The 15,552-nt window shown below is 70.3% G+C and carries 10 protein-coding genes; 3 read left to right on the plus strand and 7 right to left on the minus strand.

The annotated features are described in order from the left end of the window. Positions 1 to 39 precede the first annotated feature (39 nt). The gene (locus JJ691_RS45380; protein ID WP_249227446.1) at positions 40 to 759 is read left to right on the plus strand and encodes an alpha/beta fold hydrolase; all 720 of its coding nucleotides are present in this window, start codon (positions 40 to 42) and stop codon (positions 757 to 759) included. A 1-nt stretch (position 760) separates the two neighbouring features. Here JJ691_RS45380 and JJ691_RS45385 read toward each other — a convergent pair whose 3' ends face one another. Genes JJ691_RS45385 through JJ691_RS45395 form a run of 3 tightly spaced genes read right to left on the minus strand, consistent with a single transcriptional unit; the run spans position 761 to position 3,747 of the window. Next, positions 761 to 1,405 (minus strand): response regulator, encoded by a 645-nt coding sequence (locus JJ691_RS45385; RefSeq protein WP_211765575.1) that lies wholly within the window; start codon positions 1,403 to 1,405, stop codon positions 761 to 763. Beyond that, positions 1,393 to 2,748, minus strand: coding sequence for a sensor histidine kinase (locus JJ691_RS52755; protein WP_249228349.1), 1,356 nt, complete (start codon positions 2,746 to 2,748; stop codon positions 1,393 to 1,395). The genes JJ691_RS45385 and JJ691_RS52755 overlap by 13 nt, the downstream gene beginning before the upstream one ends. Before the next feature lie 57 nt (positions 2,749 to 2,805). Then, positions 2,806 to 3,747 carry a ribose-phosphate diphosphokinase gene (locus tag JJ691_RS45395; protein WP_211765576.1) on the minus strand — a complete coding sequence of 314 codons (942 nt, stop codon included), beginning with the start codon at positions 3,745 to 3,747 and terminating at the stop codon, positions 2,806 to 2,808. 140 nt (positions 3,748 to 3,887) lie between these two features. On the opposite strand from JJ691_RS45395, the gene JJ691_RS53220 reads away from it, so the two are divergent. Continuing rightward, complete coding sequence (locus JJ691_RS53220) at positions 3,888 to 5,039, plus strand: hypothetical protein (RefSeq protein ID WP_211765577.1); 1,152 nt, start codon at positions 3,888 to 3,890, stop codon at positions 5,037 to 5,039. Positions 5,040 to 5,236: 197 nt separating this feature from the next. On the opposite strand, the gene glgB is transcribed toward JJ691_RS53220, so the two are convergent. From glgB to JJ691_RS45420, 4 genes are all read right to left on the minus strand, one after another. Then, entirely contained in the window at positions 5,237 to 7,405 is a 2,169-nt protein-coding gene (gene glgB / locus JJ691_RS45405; protein WP_249227447.1) for a 1,4-alpha-glucan branching protein GlgB, read from the minus strand. 5 nt (positions 7,406 to 7,410) lie between these two features. Beyond that, positions 7,411 to 8,760, minus strand: coding sequence for a maltokinase N-terminal cap-like domain-containing protein (locus JJ691_RS45410; protein WP_211765578.1), 1,350 nt, complete (start codon positions 8,758 to 8,760; stop codon positions 7,411 to 7,413). Next, the gene (gene treS, locus JJ691_RS45415; RefSeq protein WP_211765579.1) at positions 8,757 to 10,532 is read right to left on the minus strand and encodes a maltose alpha-D-glucosyltransferase; all 1,776 of its coding nucleotides are present in this window, start codon (positions 10,530 to 10,532) and stop codon (positions 8,757 to 8,759) included. The genes JJ691_RS45410 and treS overlap by 4 nt, the downstream gene beginning before the upstream one ends. 85 nt (positions 10,533 to 10,617) lie before the next feature. After that, positions 10,618 to 12,588 (minus strand): maltotransferase domain-containing protein, encoded by a 1,971-nt coding sequence (locus JJ691_RS45420; protein ID WP_211765580.1) that lies wholly within the window; start codon positions 12,586 to 12,588, stop codon positions 10,618 to 10,620. 364 nt (positions 12,589 to 12,952) lie between these two features. Between JJ691_RS45420 and glgP the strand changes: the two genes are divergently transcribed. Beyond that, on the plus strand, positions 12,953 to 15,451 hold the full coding sequence (glgP, locus tag JJ691_RS45425) for an alpha-glucan family phosphorylase (protein WP_211765581.1): 2,499 nt from the start codon (positions 12,953 to 12,955) through the stop codon (positions 15,449 to 15,451). The last annotated feature ends 101 nt before the right edge of the window (positions 15,452 to 15,552 follow it).

Here is a 15,552-nt window from a genome sequence, read left to right on the forward strand (position 1 = left end):
GACGACGCCGAGTACTGTTGTCCAACAAGGGGGGTCATGATGGACATGAAGACTCGCGGCGACGGTCCCTTGCTGCTGCTGATGCACGGGGGCGGCGGCAACGGGGACAGCTACGACGCGGTGTTGGACATCCTCGCCGAGCAGTACACAGTGGTCACATACACGCAGCGCGAAGGCGGGCCCGCCGAGCGCGCGGACGAGGCGGCCCAGGTGCTGGCCGATCTCGGCGCGAAGAAGGCGGCGGTCTTCGCCAGCAGCGCCGGCGCGCTGGCGGCCCTCGACCTGGTGGCGCGGCATCCGGAGCGGGTCGGCCTGCTCATCGCCCACGAGCCGCCGATGGTCTCGCTGCTGCCCGACGCGGACGAGCTGCTCCAGCAGTTCGACGATCTGGTCGGCCAGCCCGACTCCGGCGTCCGGTTCATGCGGCTGACCGGCGTGCTCGGCCCGGTGCCCGAGGCGATGCTGGTGGCCGCCGGCGGGCAGTTCCAGGTGGACACCAAGATGGGCACCTACCTCGGCTGGCGGCCCGACCTCTCCGCGATCCGGGACGGCGAGGTCAAGGTGGTGATGGCGGCGGGCAAGCAGGTCGTGGGCACGATCCCGTTCCGCACCGCCGAGGCCGTCGCCGACGTGATCAAGGCGCCGATGGTGATCTTTCCCGGCAACCACTTCGGTTACGTCCCGCTGCCGGGTGTCAACGACGAGGCGGCGTTCGCGAGGACCCTGCTCGACCTGCTGCGGTCGCAGAGCCCCTGGTAACTCAGCTGTCCAGGTAGCGCAGCACGGCCAGCACGCGGCGGTGCTCGGTGCTGGTCTTGGGCAGCCCGAGCTTGTGGAAGATGCTGGCCACGTACTTCTCCACCGCGCCCTCGGTGATCACCAGCCCCTCGGCGATGCCGGAGTTGGACCGCCCCTCGGCCATCAGGCTGAAGGCCTCCCGCTCCCGGGGCGTCAGGGCGGCCAGGGGGTCCTGCCGCCGGCTGCGGGCCAGGATCTGCGACACCACCTCGGGGTCGAACACGGTGCCGCCGGCTCCCACCCGGTCCAGCGCCGACAGGAACTCCTCCACGTCGGCGACCCGGTCCTTGAGCAGGTAGCCGACGCCGTTGAGCTCGCCGGTGATCAGGTCGGAGGCATAGCGCTCCTCGACGTACTGGGACAGCACCAGCACCCCGGTGGCCGGCCACTGCTGGCGGATCACCAGGGCGGCCCGCAGCCCCTCGTCGCTGTGCGTGGGCGGCATCCGCACGTCGACCACGGCCACGTCGGGCCGGTTCTCGGCGACGGTCCGCAGCAGCTTCTCGCCGTCGTCCACGGCGTCCACGACCTCGTGGCCGTTCTCGGCCAGCAGCAGGGTCAGGCCGTGCCGCAGCAGCACGGCGTCCTCGGCAATCACGATTCGCACGGCAGCTCCAGGCTCACTGTCGTCGGCCCACCGGCCGGGCTGGTCACGGTCAGGGTGCCGTCCACACCGGCGGCCCGGTCGGCCAGGCCGGTCAGCCCGGAGCCGCCGGCCAGGACGGCCCCGCCGACGCCGTCGTCGCCGACCTCCACCCGCAGCAGCGCCCCGGCCCGCCGCACGACCACCCAGGCCCGGGAGGCCCGCGCGTGCTTGACGATGTTGGTCAACGACTCGGCGATCATGAAGTAGGCGATGGACTCGGCGGTGCGGCCGGCCCGCCGCTCCATCTCGTAGTCGATGGACACCGGCACCTGGGAGCGGGCGGCCAGCGCGGACAGCGCCGCGTCCAGGCCGCGGTCGGCCAGCACCGGCGGGCTCAGCCCCCGGGTCAGCTCGCGCAGCTCGACGATCGCCTCCTTGGCGCCGCGGTGGGCCTCCTCCAGCAGCGCCCGGGTGGCCTCGGGGTCGGTGTCGTACTTGCGCTTGGCCCGGCCCAACAGCATCGCCAGCGCCACCAGCTGCTGCTGCGCGCCGTCGTGCAGGTCCCGCTCGATGCGCCGGCGCTCGGTCTCGGCCGCGGCCATGGCGTCCTCACGGCGCTGCTCCACCTCGTACACCCGGGCCGCGAGCTGGTCGGCCGACAACTGGCCCAGGTACCGGCGGGCCAGCGCGGTGTGCCAGCTGAACATCCAGCGCACCAGGTACGGCACGATCGGCACCAGCAGGGCCAGCAGCATCACCGGCGCGCTGTCCCACGCGCGACCGGAGTTCATACCCGGCCTGGTCAGCGAGGCCACCGTGAAGCCGATGAAGAAGTACCCGGCGACGATCACCACCGTCAGCGGGAACACCCAGGCGAACGCGGTCAGCGCGCCGGCGAACAGCGCCACCGGGAGCCGCACCACCTGGTAGGCCATCAGCCGCCAGAGCAGCAGGTTGCGGGCCAGCTTGGCGAACAGCGGCAGCAGCGGCCCGCGCGGCGGCGGCAGCTGGAGCGACAGCGGGATGTCGATGCCGTGCACCGAGCGGTACCAACTGATCTCCAGCCGCGCGCAGCCCTCCAGCGCGTACGCGGTGCCCATGAAACCCAGCACCCCGGCCGGCACGATCATCAGCAGCAGCACGATCACCAGCCAGCCGGCGGCCGGGGTGTCGAAGCCGACCGAGCCGAGCACGTGGCCGAGCGCGATCAGCGCCGGGATCGGGGCCAGCGTCACGGTCACGCCGAGCACCAGCACGATCATGTTGGCCGCGGCCCAGTAGACGCCGCCGAGCAGGTGCAGGGTGGCCCGCCACGTCCGAGCTTCGCCCAGCGGGCGCAGCAGCAGCGCGTGCAGGCTCCCCATCACGTGACCGAGCGTACGGACCGGCGGCCGCGCCGGGTAACCGGTTAACCCCCGTAACTAGGCGTCGAACAGGGCGCTGACCGACTCTCCGTTGTGGATTCGCCGGATCGCCTCGGCCATCGCCGGCGCGATGGACAGCACGGTCAGCTTGGGGGTGCGCTTCTGCGGCGGGATCGGCACGGTGTCGGTGCAGACGATCTCCTTCACGCCGGGCAGGTCGCCGATGCGCTTGATCGCGCCGTCGGCGAACAGGCCGTGCGTGCAGGCCACCCGGATCGAGGCCACGCCCAGCTCGTGCAGCCGCTCGACCAGCTCGACCACGGTGCTGCCGCGGGCGATCTCGTCGTCCAGCACGATCACGTCCTTGCCGGCCACCTCGCCGATGATCGAGCTGATGCTGACCCGGTCGTCGGAGAAGCGCTGCTTGGCCCCGGCGGCCACGCCCACGCCCAACAGCCGGGCGAACGCGGCCGCCGGCTTGGCGTTGCCCAGGTCGGGGGAGACCACCACGGCGTTGGCCAGGTCGTAGCCGCGGAAGTGGGCGGCCAGCTCCCGCAGCGCGTGCAGGTGGTCCACCGGGACGCTGAAGAAGCCGTGGACCTGCGGCGAGTGCAGGGTCATGGTCAGCACCCGGCTGGCCCCGGCGGTCACCAGCAGGTCGGCCACCAGCCGGCCGCCGATCGAGACGCGGGGCATGTCCTTCTTGTCACTGCGCGCGTACGCGTAGTGCGTCATCACCACCGTGGTGCGGGCGGCCGAGGCGCCGCGCGCGGCGTCCAGCATCAGCAGGAGCTCGACCAGGTTCTCCTGGGTCGGGGGCACCAGTGGCTGGATCAGGAACACGTCCCGCTCCCGGCAGTTGGCCTGGAGCTGAACCTCGACGCAGTCGTTGGCGAACCGTTCGACCCGCACCGGGCGTAGTGGAACACCGAGGTGCGCGCAGATGTCGGACGCGAGTTCGGGATGGGCGCTGCCGCTGAAGACCGCGATCTCATGCACGTGAACGGATGGTACCGGGAGATGAACCGTTCGACGGTTTCGTCGGTAGTACTCCTGCGAACGTGGTTCAGACCATAACGACGACAGGAGACGCCGCAATGTCCTGGATTGCCGATATGAGTCCCAGTCGCAAACGTGCCATGATCCTCGGCACGGCTGCGGTGCTGGGCGTCGCCGTCGTGCTGGGAGGTGGATTCGCGATCATCTCGGGCACCAGCCACGCGGCGACCGAGAACTGTCAGGGCCTCGACCAGGCTTTGCAGAACAACCTGAACTTCATCGCGCAGCAGAAGGCCAACCCCACCGCGGTGTCCGCGGCCAACATCGCCAACCGCCAGGCCGTGGTCGACCAGATCCAGCAGCGCCGGCAGGCGGCCGGCTGCACCAACAACGTCACCGCCTCGGCCGACGCGAGCAAGAAGGGCAGCGGCGAGAACTGCAACGGGTTGCAGACCGCGCTGCAGAACAACCTGAACTTCATCGCGCAGCAGAAGGCGCACCCTGACGCCCAGTCCGCCGCGCGCATCAAGAACCGTGAGGCCGTGGTGGCCCAGATCGAGCAGCGGCTCAAGGCAGCCGGCTGCGATCAGAACGGAAACGGTTCCGGCAACGGCTGTCCGACGGCCACCGACACGAACACGCCCCCGGCGACCACGACCGACAACGGTATGGGCAACGGCATGGGCAACGGCGGCATGAACAACGGCGGCAACAACGGTATGGGCAACGGCAACGGTATGGGTAACGGTGGCATGGGCACCGACACCACCACCGCCCCGCCGACCACCACCACCGACAACGGCATGGGCAACGGGAACATGGGCGGTTACAACGGTGGCGGCATGGGCACCGACACCACCGCGCCCCCGGCGACCACGACCGACAACGGTATGGGCAACGGCATGGGCAATGGCGGCATGAACAACGGCGGCAACAACGGCTGCGGCAACGGCAACGGCGGCACCGACACCGCCGCCCCGACCGACACCACGACCGCCAACCCGACCGACACCAACACCGGCTCCGGCACGGCCACCGGCACCGCGGCCAACCAGGTGTGCAAGGGCTCCACGGTGACCACGTCCGGCCAGCCCGGCGTCTCCGCGTCCAGCAACCAGTTCCCCAAGGGCACCATGCTCAAGGTGACCAACCTGGACAACAACCAGTCCATCACCGTCCCGGTGACGTCCACCTCCGGCAGCTGCGTGCTGCTCGACAACGACGCCTTCAACAAGGTCCACGAGCAGGGCAAGTTCCTGATCCGCCACGCGCTGATCCAGAAGGTCGGCTGACCCGTTCCCGTTCACCCGAAACGGCCCGAAACCTGGTCCCAGGAGCCAGGTCTCGGGCCGTTTGTGTGTCTCCAAGACCACCAAACCCCACCGGTCCGGGTCTTCAACCGCCACAAACCCAGCTCCCGGCTACTGGGTTTGTGGCGGTTGAAGACCTCTACGACCTGGGTTTGTGGGTCTTGGAGACACCCAGACTGTCAGGCCTCGGGGGCCAGCCAGATCACGCCGGCCGGCGGCAGCTGCACCACCGCTGAGGCCGGGCGGCCGTGCCAGGGCTTGGCCCCGGCGACGATCTCGCCCTGGTTGCCCCAGCCGGAGCCGCCGTACGCCTCCGCGTCGGTGTTGACGACCTCGCGCCAGTGGCCGGTGGACGGCAGGCCGATCCGGTAGTCCTGGTGCGGCGAGCCGGAGAAGTTGGCCACACAGGCCAGCATCGAGCCGTCCTCGCCCTGACGCAGGAAGGACAGCACGTTGCCGGCCGAGTCGTTGGCGTCGATCCAGGAGAAGCCGTCCGGCGAAGTGTCCAATGTGTACAGTGCCGGCGACTCCCGGTAGGCCGCGTTGAGATCGCCGACCAGCCGCTTGACCCCGGCGTGCAGCGGCTCGTCCAGCAGCGGCCAGTCCAGCGACCGCTTCTCCGACCACTCGTCGATCTGCCCGAACTCGCCGCCCATGAACAGCAGCTGCTTGCCCGGGTGGGCCCACATGAAGGCCAGCAGCGAACGCAGCCCGGCCGCCTTGTTCCAGTTGTCGCCGGGCATCCGGCCCCACAGCGAGCCCTTGCCGTGCACCACCTCGTCGTGCGACAGCGGCAGCACGAAGTTCTCGCTCCACGCGTACATCAGCGAGAAGGTCATCTCGTTGTGGTGGTACGAGCGGTGCACCGGATCGTGCGACAGGTACCGGAGCGTGTCGTGCATCCAGCCCATGTTCCACTTGAAGCCGAAACCCAGCCCGCCCAGATGGGTCGGCCGGGTGACGCCGGGCCATGCGGTGGACTCCTCGGCGATCATCATGATGCCGGGGTGCCGCCGGTACACGGTGGCGTTGAGCTCCTGCAGGAACTGCACGGCGTCCAGGTTCTCCCGGCCGCCGTGCACATTGGGCAACCACTGCCCCTCGGGCCGCGAGTAGTCCAGGTACAGCATCGAGGCCACGGCGTCGACCCGCAGCCCGTCGACGTGGAACTCCTCGATCCAGTACAGGGCGTTGGCCACCAGGAAGTTGCGGACCTCGTTGCGCCCGAAGTCGAACACGTAGGTGCCCCAGTCGGGCTGCTCGCCCCGGCGCGGGTCGGCGTGCTCGTACAGCGGGCTGCCGTCGAACCGGGCCAGCGCCCACTCGTCGCGCGGGAAGTGCGCCGGCACCCAGTCCACGATCACGCCGATGCCCCGCTGGTGCAGGTGGTCCACGAAGTGCCGGAACTCGTCGGGGGTGCCGAAGCGCGGCGTCGGGGCGTAGTACGAGGTGACCTGGTAGCCCCACGACCCGGCGAACGGGTGCCCGGCCACCGGCAGCAGCTCGACGTGGGTGAAGCCGGTCTCCACCACGTAGTCGGCCAGCTGCTCGGCCAGCTCCCGGTAGTTCAGGCCCTGCCGCCACGAGCCGATGTGCACCTCGTAGGCGCTGATCGGGCGCTTGGACCAGTCGCTGGCCTCACGCTCGGCCAGCCAGCCCTCGTCGGACCACTCGTAGGAGGACTCGTACACCACGGACGCGGTGGCCGGCGGGACCTCGGTGGCGAAGGCCATCGGGTCGGCCTTCTCGTGCCACGCCCCGTCCTTGCCCAGCAGCCGGAACTTGTACTTGGTGCCCCGCGGCACCTCCGGCAGGAACAGCTCCCACACGCCGGACCCGCCCAGCGAGCGCATCGGCGTGCCGCGGCCGTCCCAGCCGTCGAAGTCGCCGCACACCCGCACGCCCTGCGCGGTCGGGGCCCACACCGCGAACGACGTGCCGTCCACCGGCCCGCCGGGGGTGTCGTAGCGGTGCGGATGCGCGCCCAGCACCTCCCACAGCCGCTCGTGCCGGCCCTCGCCGATCAGGTGCAGGTCCAGCTCGCCGACGGTGGGTAGCCAGCGGTACGGGTCGTCGGCCAGCACGACGTTGCCGTCGCCGTAGTCGACCTCGTACCGGTAGTCGCTCGGCGGCTCCGGCACCAGACCGGCGAACAGGCCACCCTCGACCGGGTCCAGCTCGAACCGCTTGTCGCCGACGAGCACCGACACCGAGCGGGCGCCGATGCGCAGCGCCCGCATCACGGTGCCGCCGGGGTGCGGGTGCGCCCCCAGGATGGAGTGCGGATCGTGGTGCGCACCCCCGAGCAGCCGGTCCACCTCGTCCTTGGCCGGTGCGATGCTCGTCACGACTGTCAGTCCTCTCCGGCGGTGATCCTCGCGATGGACGCCAGCGGCACGGTCAGCCAGTCCGGCCGGTTCCCGTGCTCGTAGGCGACCTCGTACACGGCTTTGTCCAGTTCCAGCGCGCGTAGCAGCGGCCCCTGCGCGCGGGGGTCGTCGCCGACCTCCGCGTAACCATCGCAGAACGCCTCGCGGTTGCGTGCGGTCCACTCCCGGGCCCGCACCTCCAGCTGGTGGTCGGCCGACTGGTCAATTCCCTTCTGGCCGACCAACAGCTGCTGCGCGGCGTAGTCGAACGACCGCAGCATGCCGGCCACGTCCCGCAGCGGCGAGCGCAGGGCGTTGCGCTCGGCCAGCGGCGCCGCCGGCTCGCCCTCGAAGTCGATCAGCTTCCAGCCGGTCGCGGTCCGCAGCACCTGGCCCAGGTGCAGGTCGCCGTGGATGAACTGCACGTCGACCAGCGACCGCCCGCTACGCGCCTGCTCGAACACGGCTCGTAAGGCCGACTCGTACGGCGCCAGCTCCGGCACCTCGGCCAGCACGGCGTCCAGCCGGCGGTGCATGGCCTGCACGGCCTCGTACAGCCGCTCCGGCCCCTCCTGCCCGCTGCCCAGGGCCTTGCGCAGGTCGGCGTGCACCTCGGCCACCGACTGCCCGAGCCGGAACGCCTCGCCGGCGAAGTCCCCGCCGACCTCGGCCGCGTGCAGGTCGGCCTCGGCCATCAGGTCCCGCACCGAGGCGGTGGCCATCGCCCAGCCCTCGACCGCGCCCTGCAGGAACTCCTGCAGGATGCCCAGCACCACGAACTCGTCGGTGATCGCGCCCAGCGGCCGGGCGATGTGCCTGGAGCCGACCGCCTGCAACGCGCGGTGCAGCTGGAGATCCGGGTTCGGGCCGGCCACCACGCGGCGGAACAGCTTGAGGATGTAGTCGCCGCCGTAGACCACCGAGGTGTTGGACTGCTCGGCGCTGACCGGCTTGGCCCGCTGGTTGGGCACGACCACGGCGCCGGGCTCGGGCGCGAAGTGGATGCCGTCGGTCCAGGTGTCCTGGGCGATCAGCGTCAACAGGTGGCCCATCAGCTCGGTGTCGTACACCGCCTCGTAGTAGACGTGCCCGTCCACCTCGCCGATCCTGGCGTGCCCGAGGTGCTCGGGCAACTCCCGGCGGCGGCCGACCAGCAGCTGGTACTCCCCGTCAGGAGTGCTCAGCACGGCGTGCACCAGCTTCGGGTCCCCGTCCAGCAGCGTGACGGCGTCCCGGGTGGAGATCTCGGACAGATCCCGGTTCTTGCCGCCGAACCAGCGCTGCCGCGGCAGCCACTCCAGCAGGGCGTCGGCCAGTGGGCTCAGTTCGGTCACGGTGCCTCCCCGCCCTCGGTCTCCGGCACCAGTTGGAACCAGTAGAAGCCATGCCCCGGCAGCGTCAGCAGGTACGGCAGCTCGCCGATGGCCGGGAACCGCACCCCGCCGGTCAGCTCCAGCGGCACCAGCCCGCGGTATTCCGACAGGTCGAGCTCCACCGGCTGCGGGAACCGGGACAGGTTGTTCACGCACAGCAGCACGTCGTCGTTCCAGCGCCGCAGATAGGACAGCATCGACGGGTTGGACGAACCCAGCTCGGTGAACGTGCCAAAGCCGAAGCCCTTGTGCGCGGAGCGGACTTCGAGCATGCGGCGGGTCCAGTTCAGCAGCGAGGAGGTGTTGTTGATCTGCGCCTCGACGTTGATGCCCTGGTAGCCGTAGGTGGCGTCGGCGATCACCGGCAGGTAGATCCGGTTGGGGTCGCAGCGGGAGAAGCCGGCGTTGCGGTCCGGGGTCCACTGCATCGGGGTGCGCACCGCGTCCCGGTCGCCCAGCCAGATGTTGTCGCCCATGCCGATCTCGTCGCCGTAGTACAGCACCGGCGAGCCCGGCAGCGACAGCAGCATCGCGGTGAACAGCTCCTGCTGGTTGCGGTCGTTGTCCAACAAGGGGGCCAGCCGGCGGCGGATGCCGATGTTGGCCTTCATCCGCGGGTCCTTGGCGTACTCCGCGTACATGTAGTCGCGTTCCTCGTCGGTGACCATCTCCAGCGTCAACTCGTCGTGGTTGCGCAGGAAGATGCCCCACTGGGCGCCGGAGGGGATCTCCGGGGTCTGGGCGAGGATCTCCGAGATCGGGAACCGGGACTCCCGGCGCACCGCCATGAACAGCCGCGGCATCAGCGGGAAGTGGAAGGCCATGTGGCACTCGTCGCCGCCGGCGTCCGGGTCGCCGAAGTACTCCACCACGTCGGCCGGCCACTGGTTGGCCTCGGCCAGCAGCACCCGCCCCGGGTACTCCACGTCCACCACCTTGCGGCAGCGGCGCAGGAACTCGTGCGTGCGCGGCAGGTTCTCGCAGTTGGTGCCCTCCTCCTCGAAGAGGTAGGGCACGGCGTCCAGCCGGAAGCCGTCGATGCCCAGGTCCAGCCAGAACCGCAGGACGTCGATCATCGCCTCCTGGACCTCGGGGTTCTCGTAGTTGAGGTCCGGCTGGTGGCTGAAGAAGCGGTGCCAGTAGAACTGGCCGCGCACCGGGTCGAAGGTCCAGTTGGACGTCTCGGTGTCCACGAAGATGATGCGCGCGTCGGCGTAGCGGGAGTCGTCGTCGCTCCACACGTAGAAGTCGCCGTAGGGGCCCTGCGGGTCGGTGCGGGAGGCCTGGAACCAGGCGTGCGCGTCCGAGGTGTGGTTGAGCACCAGATCGGTGATCACCCGGATGCCCCGCCGGTGGGCCTGGTCGAGCAGGTAGACGAAGTCGTCGACGGTGCCGAACTCGGGCAGCACCTGGCGGAAGTCGCTGATGTCGTACCCGCCGTCGCGCAGCGGGGAGGCGTAGAACGGGGGCAGCCACAGGCAGTCCACGCCCAGCCATTCCAGGTAGTCCAGCTTCTCGGCCAGACCGCGCAGGTCCCCGGTGCCGTCGCCGTTGGAGTCGGCGAAGGCGCGCACCAGCACCTCGTAGAAGACGGCGCTCTTGTACCACTCGGGTTCCTTGGGCGCCAGTCTGGCCGTGCCGAAGTCGTCGCTGCTCGGCTCAACGAGGTGGCCGTCCTCGGTGAACTCGTTCCCCAGGGTCTCGACAGTCCCGGGCTGGGGAGCGTCCGGCATCGTCGCCACCACCCCTCGTCCATGGTCGGCTAGCCCCGCCACGGGGGACTACCCCGGGCGGAGTCGCGTTATTCGTGCTGGTCGGCTACTTGCGATGAATACTGATGACGTGCGCGACGGCACGCCAGGGCTCGAGTCGGACGAAATTGGCCTGACCCCAGTCCCAGGTGTCGCCCGTGACCTCGTCGTGAGCGGAGATCCGCTCGTGCCAGTCCAAGCCCAGCTCGGGCAGATCCAACCAGAGCGTGCCCTGTTGGGCGTTGTTCGGGTCGAGAGTGACCACAACAAGAACGGTGTCCCCGGTGGCCGGGTCCGTCTTGCTGTAGGCGATCAGGGCGTCGTTGTCGACGTGGTGGAAATGCAGACCGCGCAACTGCCGCAACGCCGGATGCGCCTTGCGGACCTGGTTCAGCTTGGCCAGCCACGGCTCCAACGACCGGCCGTCCAACAGCGCCGTGTGATAGTCACGCGGCCGCAGCTGGTACTTCTCCGAGTCCAGATACTCCTCCGAGCCCTGCCGCACCGGCTCGTGCTCGTAGAGCTCGTAACCCGAGTACACGCCCCAGGTCGGCGACAGCGTCGCGGCCAGCGCGGCCCGGGTGGCGAACATCGACGGCCCGCCGTGCTGCAACGACTCGTGCAGGATGTCCGGGGTGTTCACGAACAGGTTGGGCCGGCCCTCGTCGGCGTGCGCCAGCCAGTCGACCATGAAGTCGATCAGCTCCTGCTTGCCGGTGCGCCACGTGAAGTAGGTGTAGGACTGGGTGAAGCCGAGCTTGGCCAGACCGTACTGCCGCGCCGGGCGGGTGAACGCCTCGGCCAGGAACAGCACGTCCGGATAGCGCCGCTTGACCTCCCAGATCAGCCAGTGCCAGAAGTCCGGCGGCTTGGTGTGCGGGTTGTCCACCCGGAAGATCCGCACCCCCAGCTCGATCCAGTGCGTGATCACCCGGTTGATCTCCGCGTACAGGCTGCGCGGCTCGTTGTCGAAGTTGAGCGGGTAGATGTCCTGGTACTTCTTGGGCGGGTTCTCCGCGTAGGCGATCGTGCCGTCCGGCAGCGTGGTGAACCACTCCGGGTGCTCGGCCACCCACGGGTGGTCCGGCGCGCACTGCAACGCGAAGTCCAGCGCCACCTCCAGACCCAGCTCGTCGGCCCGGTGCACGAAACCCTTGAAGTCGGCCAGCGTGCCCAGCTCCGGGGCCACCGCGTCGTGACCGCCGTCGACCGAGCCGATCGCCCACGGCGAGCCCACATCGTCCGGACCGGCGGTCAGGGTGTTGTTGGGGCCCTTGCGGTTCACCCGCCCGACCGGGTGGATCGGCGGCAGGTAGACCACGTCGAAGCCCATCTCCGCGACCCGGTCCAACTCGCGGGCGGCGGTGACGAACGTGCCGTGCACCGGCTTGCCGGTCTCGTCCCAGCCGCCGGTGGAACGGGGGAAGAACTCGTACCAGGAGCCGTACAGCGCCCGCGGCCGGTCCACCCAGATCTTGTTGACCTTGCCCCGGGTGAGCAGTTCTCGCACCGGGAACTCGCGCATGATCGTGTCGATCTCGGCGGCCAGCGCCGGGCCGACCCGGTCCGGCAGCGGCCGTTCACCGTCGCGCAACCCGGCGGCCACTCCGAGTAGCAAGTCCTTGTCGTTACGGCGATCCGGGCGCTTGCCCACCCGTTCGACCAGCCGCGCGCCGAGCTCCAGGTCGTTGGCCAGCTCGGCGGATCCCTGGCCGGCGGCCAGTTTCTTCTCCACCGCCGAGCGCCAGGTGGCCCACGGGTCGCTCCAGGCGTCGATCCGGAACGTCCACGCGCCCTCGGCGTCGGGCACCACGGTCGCGGCGAAGCGGTCCAGGCCGATGCCGTACTCGACCATTCGGGTCTGCCGGGCCACCTTGTCGTTGGGGCCCTTCCACGTCACCGTCGCGGCGACCGCGTCGTGGCCCTCCCGCCACACCGTCGCGCCGACCGGAATGTGTTCGCCCACAACGGCTTTCGCGGCATACCGGCCGCAACTGACCACCGGGGTGATGTCGTCGATGCCCAAACGTCCACTCATCGCCCACGCCCCTAGGTCGCCGCCACCCGTCCATAGTGTGCCTTGGTCGGCCCGGTCCTAAACCACCGGGTGATCCTTTGTGACCTCGGATCCCCGCGCCGGTGATCGAGAACCGGCGCCGGGCTTGATCACCAGGCCCAGCTTGGAGAACTCTTCATGTTCGGCGGGCCACGTCGACCGCCGCCGGCAGAGCTTCTAGTGATCTCACCACTGGTGGCCATGCCCAGCTCAGAAGAGTGCGAGGCATCGGCTACCCGGGGGCCGAGCCGCGACGCCGAAGGCGGCGCCATAAGCACTGCAAATATTTGCAGAATGGTCTGGAAAGTTGCAGTGACGCCGGGGGGCGGTTATAGGGTCGCGCGCTGTGAGAGCTCTCCGCCGGTTCACCGTCCGCGCCAGTCTGCCCGAGCCGCTCGCCGCGCTCGGCCGCCTGGCGACCAACCTGCGCTGGACGTGGCACCCGCCGACACAGGAGCTGTTCGCCGCGGTCGACCCGCAGGCGTGGCAGCGCGCCGGCAACGACCCGCTGGCCCTGCTGCGCGACATCCCGGCGTCGCACCTGGAGCGGCTGGCCGCCGACGAGGCCTTCCTGGCCCGGCTGCGGTCCACCGCCGACGACCTGGACCAGTACCTCACCGCTCCGCGCTGGTACCAGCGCCAGGGCGAGCAGACGGAGCTGCCGGCGACCATCGGCTACTTCTCGATGGAGTTCGGCGTCACCGAGGCGCTGCCCAACTACTCGGGCGGCCTGGGCGTGCTGGCCGGCGACCACCTCAAGGCCGCTTCGGACCTGGGCGTGCCGCTGATCGGCGTCGGCCTGCTCTACCGCTCCGGCTACTTCCGCCAGTCGCTGTCGCTGGACGGCTGGCAGGAGGAGCACTACCCGGTGCTCGACCCCCGCGGGCTGCCGCTGGAGCTGGTGACCGACGCCGCCGGCACGCCGGTCCAGGTGCGGGTGCGGGTGCCCGGCGACCGCACCCTGCACGCGCGGATCTGGAAGGCCCAGGTCGGCCGGGTGCCGCTGCTGCTGCTCGACTCCAACGTCGACGAGAACGACGACGACCTGCGCGGCGTCACCGACCGGCTCTACGGCGGCGACCAGGACCACCGCATCCGGCAGGAGATCCTGGCCGGCATCGGCGGCGTGCGGGCGGTCCGGGTGTACTGCGAGCTGACCGGCACGCACCAGCCCGAGGTGTTCCACACCAACGAGGGCCACGCCGGCTTCCTCGGCCTGGAGCGCATCCGCGAGCTGGTCACCGGCCAGGGCCTGGAGTTCGACCAGGCGCTGGGCGCGATCCGGGCCGGCACCGTGTTCACCACCCACACCCCGGTCCCGGCCGGCATCGACCGCTTCCCGGTGGACCTGGTGCAGCACTACTTCGGCGGCGACCGGCTGCTGCCGGGCGTGCCGATCGAGCGGGTGCTGGCGCTGGGCGCCGAGGAGAACCCGGGCCTGTTCAACATGGCCCACATGGGCCTGCGGCTGGCCCAGCGGGCCAACGGCGTGTCCCGCCTGCACGGCGAGGTCAGCCGGGGCATGTTCGGCGGCCTGTGGCAGGGCTTCGACGCCGACGAGGTGCCGATCGGCTCGGTCACCAACGGCGTGCACGGCCACACCTGGGCCGCCCCGGAGATGACCACGCTGGAGCCCGAGCAGCTGACCGACTCCGTGCTGTGGGAGCTGCGCTGCGGCCTGCGGGCCAAGCTGGTGGACGAGGTCCGCCGCCGGGTCCGCGTCTCGTGGCTGCAGCGCGGGGCGTCGGCCCTGGAGCTGGGCTGGACCGAGTCGGTGTTCGACCCGGACGTGCTCACGGTCGGCTTCGCCCGCCGCGTGCCGACGTACAAGCGGCTGACCCTGATGCTGCGCGACCCGGAGCGGCTGCGGGCCCTGCTGCTGCACCCGGAGCGGCCGGTGCAGCTGGTGGTGGCCGGCAAGTCGCACCCGGCCGACGACGGCGGCAAGGCGCTGATCCAGCAGGTGGTCAAGTTCGCCGACGACGCCGGCGTGCGGCATCGCATCGTGTTCCTGCCCGACTACGACATGTCGATGGCCCGCTACCTGTACTGGGGCTGCGACGTCTGGCTGAACAACCCGATGCGGCCGCTGGAGGCCTGCGGCACCTCGGGCATGAAGGCGGCCCTGAACGGCGGCCTGAACCTGTCCATCCGGGACGGTTGGTGGGACGAGTTCTACGACGGCAAGAACGGCTGGGCCATCCCCACCGCCGACGGCGTGCCCGACCCCAACCGCCGCGACGACCTGGAGGCGGCCGCCCTCTACGAGCTGGTCCAGGCCCAGGTCGCGCCGCTGTTCTACGACTGTGGCGCGGACGGCGTGCCGACCCGCTGGATGTCGCTGGTCCGGCACACGCTGACCGAGATGGGCCCGCAGCTGCAGGCCGACCGCATGGTCAAGGAGTACGTCGAGACCTACTACGCGCCGGCCGGCTCGTCGGCGACCGCGGTGCGGGCCAACTCGTTCCAGGGGGCCAAGGAGCTGGCCGTCTACAAGGCCCGCATCCGCGCCGCCTGGAACCGGGTGCAGGTGACCTACACCGACCTGTCGGTCAACGGCGCGCAGGCCCCGGTGGTCGGCCAGCCGGTCACCGTCCGGGCCCGGGTCGACCTGAACGGGCTGTCCCCCTCGGACGTCGAGGTGCAGGCCGTCCTCGGCCGTGTCGCCGATTCGGGTGAACTCTCCCAGGTGGTCACCGCGACCATGGCCCCCGATGCCGACGGCTCGTACCAGGCCGAGCTGGCCCTGCCCCACGTCGGCGCGGTCGGCTACACGGTCCGCGTCCTCCCGCACCACGAGCTCCTGGCCACCCCCGCCGAACTAGGCCGAGTGATCCTCGCCTAACCCGGCAACCTACGCGAGGTCGCGCCGGTGCCTGGACCGCAGCCGGATTTCGATCGGCCGCCACCCGGCGCAACCCACCATCCAAGCCGGATGCGGGCGAT

This window comes from Kutzneria sp. CA-103260 (assembly GCF_018263855.1).
Taxonomy (GTDB): domain Bacteria; phylum Actinomycetota; class Actinomycetes; order Mycobacteriales; family Pseudonocardiaceae; genus Kutzneria.